The sequence below is a fragment of the Bacillus sp. LR_5 genome (genome assembly GCF_042709275.1).
In genome coordinates, this window is sequence record NZ_JAVAXX010000303.1 from 1 (window position 1) to 7,132 (window position 7,132).

The 7,132-nt window shown below is 45.7% G+C and carries 5 protein-coding genes; all 5 read right to left on the reverse strand.

Translation table 11 applies throughout. From position 1 onward, the window contains the following. Positions 1 to 100: 100 nt before the first annotated feature. Positions 101 to 1,783: a long-chain-fatty-acid--CoA ligase LcfA gene (gene lcfA, locus RAC86_RS32565; protein ID WP_377886491.1), complete on the reverse strand. Its 1,683-nt coding sequence runs from the start codon at positions 1,781 to 1,783 to the stop codon at positions 101 to 103. 188 nt (positions 1,784 to 1,971) lie between these two features. Further along, the gene (locus RAC86_RS32570) at positions 1,972 to 2,376 is read right to left on the reverse strand and encodes a DUF350 domain-containing protein (protein WP_003237674.1); all 405 of its coding nucleotides are present in this window, start codon (positions 2,374 to 2,376) and stop codon (positions 1,972 to 1,974) included. Between the two features lie 14 nt (positions 2,377 to 2,390). After that, positions 2,391 to 4,748, reverse strand: coding sequence for an endonuclease MutS2 (locus RAC86_RS32575; protein WP_377886492.1), 2,358 nt, complete (start codon positions 4,746 to 4,748; stop codon positions 2,391 to 2,393). 20 nt (positions 4,749 to 4,768) lie between these two features. Further along, entirely contained in the window at positions 4,769 to 6,481 is a 1,713-nt protein-coding gene (gene polX / locus RAC86_RS32580) for a DNA polymerase/3'-5' exonuclease PolX (RefSeq protein WP_015384310.1), read from the reverse strand. A gap of 73 nt (positions 6,482 to 6,554) precedes the next feature. Next, complete coding sequence (locus tag RAC86_RS32585) at positions 6,555 to 7,088, reverse strand: CvpA family protein (protein WP_014477597.1); 534 nt, start codon at positions 7,086 to 7,088, stop codon at positions 6,555 to 6,557. Between the last annotated feature and the right edge of the window lie 44 nt (positions 7,089 to 7,132).

Consider the following 7,132-nt stretch of genomic DNA (forward strand, 5'->3'; position numbering starts at 1 on the left):
CATCGTTCCTTCCTATAGAAATGAATGACTATTCATTCATAATTTCATGATAAGAAGGATTTTCAGGTTTGTCAAGTTTATTCATAGTCGTTTTCTTTTTTTATTTGATATGATGATTTTCGGTTTCTTCTTCAAGTAAACGCCTTCTTAAAATTTTTCCCACCGCCGTTTTCGGCAACTCCTTTCTGAAGTCATAGGCTTTGGGCACCTTATAGGGAGCTAGACGTGATCTCGCAAAAGCGTCCAGTTCTTCTGCATCGGCTTTTGCGCCTTTCTTTAATACGACAAATGCTTTTACTGTTTCTCCCCTGTAGGAATCGGGAACGCCTGCAACAACAATTTCCTGGATGGCTTCATGTTCATAAAGCGCTTCTTCTACCTCACGCGGGTAAATATTGTAACCGCCGGCAATGATGATATCCTTCTTCCTGTCAGCAATATAGAAAAAGCCTTCTTCATCCATATAGCCCATGTCCCCGGTGAACAGCCAGCCATCTCTCAGCACTGCGGCGGTTTCCTCTGGTTTATTCCAGTATCCTTTCATGACTTGCGGACCTTTTACAATGATTTCTCCATGCTCATACGGAGCGGCAAGCTCACCCGTCTCTTCAGAATAGATCGCAGCGTCCGTACTCGGCCAAGGACAGCCGATACTGCCCGGCTTGTTTTTTCCCCAGATAAAATTGGCGTGCGTCACTGGGGATGCCTCAGACAAACCATAGCCTTCCACAAGCTTTCCGCCAGTCACCTTTTCAAATTTCTGCTTTACCTCCACGGGGAGCGCGGCTGATCCGCTAAGACAGCTTTTAATGGATGACAGATCATAATGCTGCAATTCGGGGTGATGCAAAAGGCCAATGTAAATTGTCGGTGCGCCAGGAAAGAGCGTCGGTTTGTGTTTGTCGATGATTTTAAGTGTTTCGAGCGGATCAAACTTAGGAAGAAGAATCATTTCGAAGCCTAGTTTAATCGAATAGTTCATGACTGCCGTCAGTCCGTAGACATGAAAAAACGGGACGATGCCCAGCACTTTTTCAGCGCCTTCTTTCACGTCATACATCCAAGCGGCGCACATTTCAGTATTTGCCAAAATATTTTGGTGCGTGAGCATGACCCCTTTTGGAGCTCCGGTTGTTCCTCCGGTATACTGGAGGACAGCGATATCATGCTCAGGATCGATCTTCGGGATTGTCAGGAGTTCAGTTTTTTCCTGCTTCATACTGGAAGCGAACGTGTGAATGTTAGCTGTTTTGTCAAAGTCGATATGCACTTTTTGTTTTTGCGTCAGCGGGTAAAGAATATTCTTCGGAAAAGGCAAATAGTCTTTTACGCTGGTTATCAAAATCTGGTCGACTATTGATAACGTTTTCATTTTTATTGCCTTCGGGAAAAGCAAATCTAAGGTGATGATTACACTTACCTGAGCATCTCTAAGCTGGTATTCAAGCTCATGCTCGGTATAAAGCGGATTCGTCTGCACCACAATGCCACCGGCAAACAAGACGCCATAATAAGAAATCACTGTTTGCGGGCAATTGGGCAGCATAACAGCCACTCTGTCTCCTTTTTGCAGGCCATTGCACTGCAAAAAAGCTGCAAGTTTAAGAGCACCCGTCAGAATGTCATGAAAGGTGAGTTTTTTTCCATAAAACGATATTGCGGTTTTATCAGGGAATCGTGCGGCGGAGTCTGTCAGGATGGATTGCAGGGTTTTATTCGGCAACGGAAGCTCATGCGGGATATCGTTGGGATACTCGGCAAGCCACGGCTTTTGAGACTGCATAAAACCTCCCCTTTCGATTTTAGAGATCCACCTTATCATTATAGCAGATGGACGGCAAAAAAAAGAAAAAGAAAGGTAAATCTTTCTTTTTCTCATAATATGAACAGATATATAAGACCAATTAACAAAAAGATTCCCGCTGCGGCGAGCAGTATTTTAGCAAGCTTTTCCATCTATTCTCCGTCCCCTTATATTCCGGCTGCCACCACAAAAGAAAGCCCGACAGAAATGACAAATGAAATAAAGCCGACAGCCCGGTTATCATTTTCGATTTCCTGATCAATTTTAAACCGCGGAGTCAAAAACTCAAAAATAAAGTAGCTGATCAGAAGCATAACAAACCCGTAAACGCCCCAGCCGATCATTTGCAGCAGCGAATTATGCTGGGAGATGGAATGCTGAAATACGTTTGCGATTCCCAAAATTTTTCCGCCGGTCGCCATTGCCACCGCAAGATTTCCTTTTTGAATCTCTTCCCAGTTTTTATAAGCCGTCACCAGCTCAAACACAGTCAAAAAGAGGACGAGGCAGAGAACCGCGACACTGTAATATGCCGCGATTTCCACAAGCTCGTTTTCCCAAAAATCACTCATGGCCATACTCCCTTTTATTTTAGTTCAACAACCGTAACGCCTGATCCTCCCTCACCTGCTTCACCGAAACGGGAACTTTTGACGCTGCGGTGGTTTTTCAGAAGATCCTGTACGCCTTTTCTTAAAGCGCCGGTTCCTTTTCCGTGGATGATTGACACTCTTGGATATCCGGCTAACACCGCATCATCCAAGTATTTTTCAACCCGGCTGAGGGCATTTTCATAGCGTTCGCCGCGGAGATCAAGTTCAAGCGATACGTGATAGTCCTTTCCCTTGACCGCTGTAATGATTTTTTCTTTTTTTGGCTCCGGAGCTGATTTGATAAACTCCAGATCTTTTTCTTTTACTTTCATCTTTAAAATACCGATTTGAACATTCCATTCATTGCCGCCTGTTTTTTCGAGCAATGTTCCTTTTTGCCCGAAAGTGAGGACTTTCACCTCGTCGCCCGGCTTAAAGTCGCGTTTTTGCGCTTTCGGCTTTTCCGGTTTCTTGGACTTTTCAAAAGCCGGCATAGCGCCTTCTAACCGTTTCTTCGCGTTAATCAGCTCGTGATCCTTGAAGGATTTGTGTTCTTCTTTTATGGAGCGCAATTCATGAATAATGTCCTCAGCTTCTTTCATTGCCGCTTTTACTTTTTCAGCAGCCTGCTGTTCTGCCTCTTCAAGCATTTTGTCTTTTTTGCTGTTAAGCTCGATGATTTGCTGCTGCAGCTCTTTATGCAGTTTTTCCGCTTCTTTTCTGATTGATTCTGTCTCAGAAAGCTCTTCTTCCGCACGTTTTTTGCTTTGTTCCAGCGACGCAATCATCGTATCGACTTCGTTATGCTCGGCCGTCATTTCTGACTTCGCCTGCCCGATGATATGGTCCGGAAGCCCGAGGCGTTTTGAAATTTCGAAAGCATTGCTTCGACCCGGCACTCCAATTAAAAGTTTATAGGTCGGTGACAGCGTTTCGATGTCAAATTCAACGCTGGCATTCATGACGCCTTCTCTGTTATAGCCGTACGCCTTCAATTCCGGATAATGCGTCGTAGCTAACACTCGTGCATTGGTGCGATGCACGTCATCCAAGATGCTCATGGCGAGGGCCGCCCCCTCCTGCGGATCTGTCCCTGCACCAAGTTCATCGAAAAGCACAAGGCTGTTTTCATTGACCTGTTCTAAAATGCCGACAATATTCACCATATGGGATGAGAACGTACTTAAACTTTGCTCAATCGACTGTTCATCACCGATATCAGCGAATACGTGCTCAAATACTGCCGCTTCTGACCCTTCATCTGCCGGGATATGAAGACCTGACTGCGCCATTAAGGTTAGCAGGCCTAACGTTTTAAGGGTGACTGTTTTCCCCCCGGTGTTTGGCCCTGTGATGACAATGGTTGAAAAATCGCGGCCAAGCTCGATGTCATTGGCAACAACCTGATCAGGCGGAAGCAATGGATGGCGGGCTTTTTTCAAACGGATAAAGCCGGTGTCGTTCATAATCGGTTTTGTCGCTTTAACCGCTTTTGCATATCTAGCTTTTGCAAAAATAAAGTCAAGCGTCTGCAGCACTTGCAAATCTAGAAATAGCTCCTCTGTATGCTCTGCCGTTTTCTCTGTCAACACACGCAAAATCCGTTCAATTTCTTGCTTTTCTTTCACTTTCGCCTGCTGAAGGGAATTGTTCATATCTACAATCGCCTGCGGTTCAATGAATAGTGTCGCACCAGAGGATGAGGTGTCGTGCACAATTCCTCCATAGCTGGATCTGTACTCCTGTTTGACCGGGATCACAAAGCGGTCATTCCGAATCGTAACAATCGTATCAGACAGCATTTTCGATGCGGAAGAGGAACGCAGCAACGACTCTAACCGGTCTCTGACTCTTGATTCGAGTGTTCTGAGCTGTGTGCGGATTCCTCTTAATGTTTCCGATGCATGATCAAGCACTTCTCCGTGATCATCGATGCAGGAATTAATGTCCCGCTCTAAATCGGACAGCGTGATAAGCTGTTCAGCATGCTGATGGATCAGCGGAATGTCGACACCGTCTTCAGCCATTTGGGTGATAAAATGTTTCATTTGTTTAACTGCATAAAGCAGGCCTGAGATTTCAGTGAATTCAGAAGGACTGAGAACACTGCCGATTTCCGCCCGTCTTAACGCTCCTCTGATATCTACAAGGCCGCCAAATGGCGCTTGGCCTCTCAGCCGGATAATGTCAGAAGCTTCGTCTACTTCATCCAGCTGTTTTTTGATTTCGTCTATAGAAGCAGAAGGCTTAAGCTCGAGAAGCATTTCTTTTCCGAGCGATGAAGCGGCATGCCCAATAACCTGTTCTTTCACTTTATGAAATTCAAGAGCTGATAATACTTTTTGCTGCACGATTGTGTGAGCCTCCTTACTTAATCGTTGCGCTTCAGAAATGCCTCTACGTCTTTAAGCGACCGGGCATTCAGAACGTTTTTCGTTTCCGTCCATCCTTTGCGCGCGGCAGTAACGCCAGTTTTCATATCGTCTAACATCTCAATATTATGGGCATCAGTATTAATCACCAATGTAACCCCTTGTTCGTTTGCTTTCATTAAATGCTCTGTGCGCAGATCAAGGCGCGCAGGGTTGGCGTTGAGTTCAAGCGCCGTATTTGTTTTCCTCGCAAGCTCAATCAGCTGATCAATATCGATTTCGTAACCGGCCCGTCTGCCGATAAGGCGCCCGGTCGGGTGTGCGATAATGTCAACATGCTTGTTTGTCAGTGCCGTCTCAAGCCGTTTCATAATCACGTGTTCCGGCTGATTAAAACTGGAATGAATCGATGCAATAACGATATCCATTTCCGCAAGCACATCGTCATCATAATCGAGCGTACCGTCAGGCAGGATATCCATCTCAACGCCTTTCAAAATACGGAAGTTTTCAAACTCTGCATTCAGCGCGTCAATTTCTTTTGCCTGCTGCTTAAGTCTTTCTGCAGTAAGCCCGTTGGCGACCTTTAAATATTGTGAGTGATCGGTGATCGCCATGTATTGATAGCCTTTTTTGATGCAGGCTTCAGCCATCTCTCTGATCGAAAATGCGCCATCGCTCCACGTTGAGTGCATGTGGAGATCACCTTTGATTTGCCCGGGTTCTATCAGTTCAATGCTGTCGCTGTAGGTTTCCACTTCCTGTCCGCTTTCACGAATTTCCGGCGGAATCAGCGGCAGGCCGAAGTGCGCATAAAATTCACGTTCACTCGGAAATGTTTTGATCTCTCCGGTTTCAACTGTCTCAACGCCGTATTCACTGATCCGCTCGCCGCGTTCTTTGGCGATTTGGCGCATCTTAATATTGTGATCCTTTGATCCCGTAAAATGATGGAGTGTTGTCGGAAACTGCTCTTCCGTCACAAGACGGAAATCGACGCTTGTTTCATATTCAAAGGAAAGGATGACGGACACCTTCGTATCTCCGCTTGCGATCACGCTTTTGATGTTTGGCAGCTCAAGAAGCTGCTCTCTTACTTCAGCCGGATGATCTGTAGCAATGATATAATCCAGATCCTTCACCGTTTCCCGCGCTCTGCGGAGACTTCCGGCACGAGAAAATTTGATGATATGCGTAAATTGAGAAAGATGCTCCTCAATTTCCCGCGCGATCCGGAGGGCGTATCCGATCGGGAACCGTTCAGGCTGTTTTCCGGCTTCCCCGAGCGCCTGTAATATTTTTTCTTCCGATTTTTTGCCGAAGCCCGCAAGACCCTGGACCTTTTGCTGCTCACAGGCTTCCTTCAGAGATTCTGCATCGTGTACGCCGAGCTCTTTATACAGCTTTGCGATTTTTTTGCCGCCGAGCCCCGGCAGCTTCAATAAAGGCACGAGTCCTTCCGGCACTTCTTTCTGAAGCGATTCGAGCGTGCTTGACTTTCCTTCATCTATATACTCTTTAATGACGCTGTACGTTCCTTTTCCAATGCCGGACAGCGACATCATATCGTCCATTTCTGATAAGCTTCGGTCGTCCTGTTCCAGAGCTGCCGCCGCTTTTCGGAAGGCGGATACTTTAAACGGGTTGTCCCCTTTGAGTTCCATATAGACTGCAATGGTTTCAAGCAGCCGGATAATATCTTTTTTATGCATATCATAACCCCCAGACGTTCACATATGTTTCCATCATACTTGAAAAAAACTTCTCCGGACAAGAGAAGTTTTTTTATGCCCCGTACTGTGTCCACAGCTCTTGTAAAAGCCCTGACAAGTACGGTGTATGGTTAATGATCACATTTGCGAGAGACGATTGCCCCATCATTTGCTGTAGTGCATCTATCGGAAGAACGGATGCGACATACAGCAGCACAAATGTAAATAAATAGACTTCTAGAAAACCGAGAACGGCTCCCAGCATCTGGTTGATTTGTTTAATCACCGGAATGCCGGCTACAATACTCAGGAACGAGCCGATGATTCTCAGTAAGATTTTAGCAATGATAAATAAAACGATAAACGCAATCGCATTATAGTACGCTGCTTCCAAATTCCCCGTAAAAAAAGAAAGAGCCGGCTGTCCCGCTGAAAAATCGGGTGCGGGAATCCAATGTAAATGCGGTGCCACGTTTTTATAGAATAAAGCCGCAAAGGCAATTGATAAAATAAAGCTCGTCAAGCGGATAAACTGCAGGATAAAACCGCGTTTTAACCCCAGTAAAGTCCCCATCAGGAGCAAGATTAAGATGATGATATCTAGCATAGTTGTTCAATCCTTTTCTTTAAGCTGACGCTCCAGTTTTTCAC

Coding starts and splice junctions, on each gene's coding strand:
- lcfA (WP_377886491.1), bottom strand. CDS start 1,783: ATGCAGTCTCAAAAGCCGTGGCTTGCCGAGTATCCCAACGATATCCCG.
- RAC86_RS32570 (WP_003237674.1), bottom strand. CDS start 2,376: ATGAGTGATTTTTGGGAAAACGAGCTTGTGGAAATCGCGGCATATTAC.
- polX (WP_015384310.1), bottom strand. CDS start 6,481: ATGCATAAAAAAGATATTATCCGGCTGCTTGAAACCATTGCAGTCTAT.
- RAC86_RS32585 (WP_014477597.1), bottom strand. CDS start 7,088: ATGCTAGATATCATCATCTTAATCTTGCTCCTGATGGGGACTTTACTG.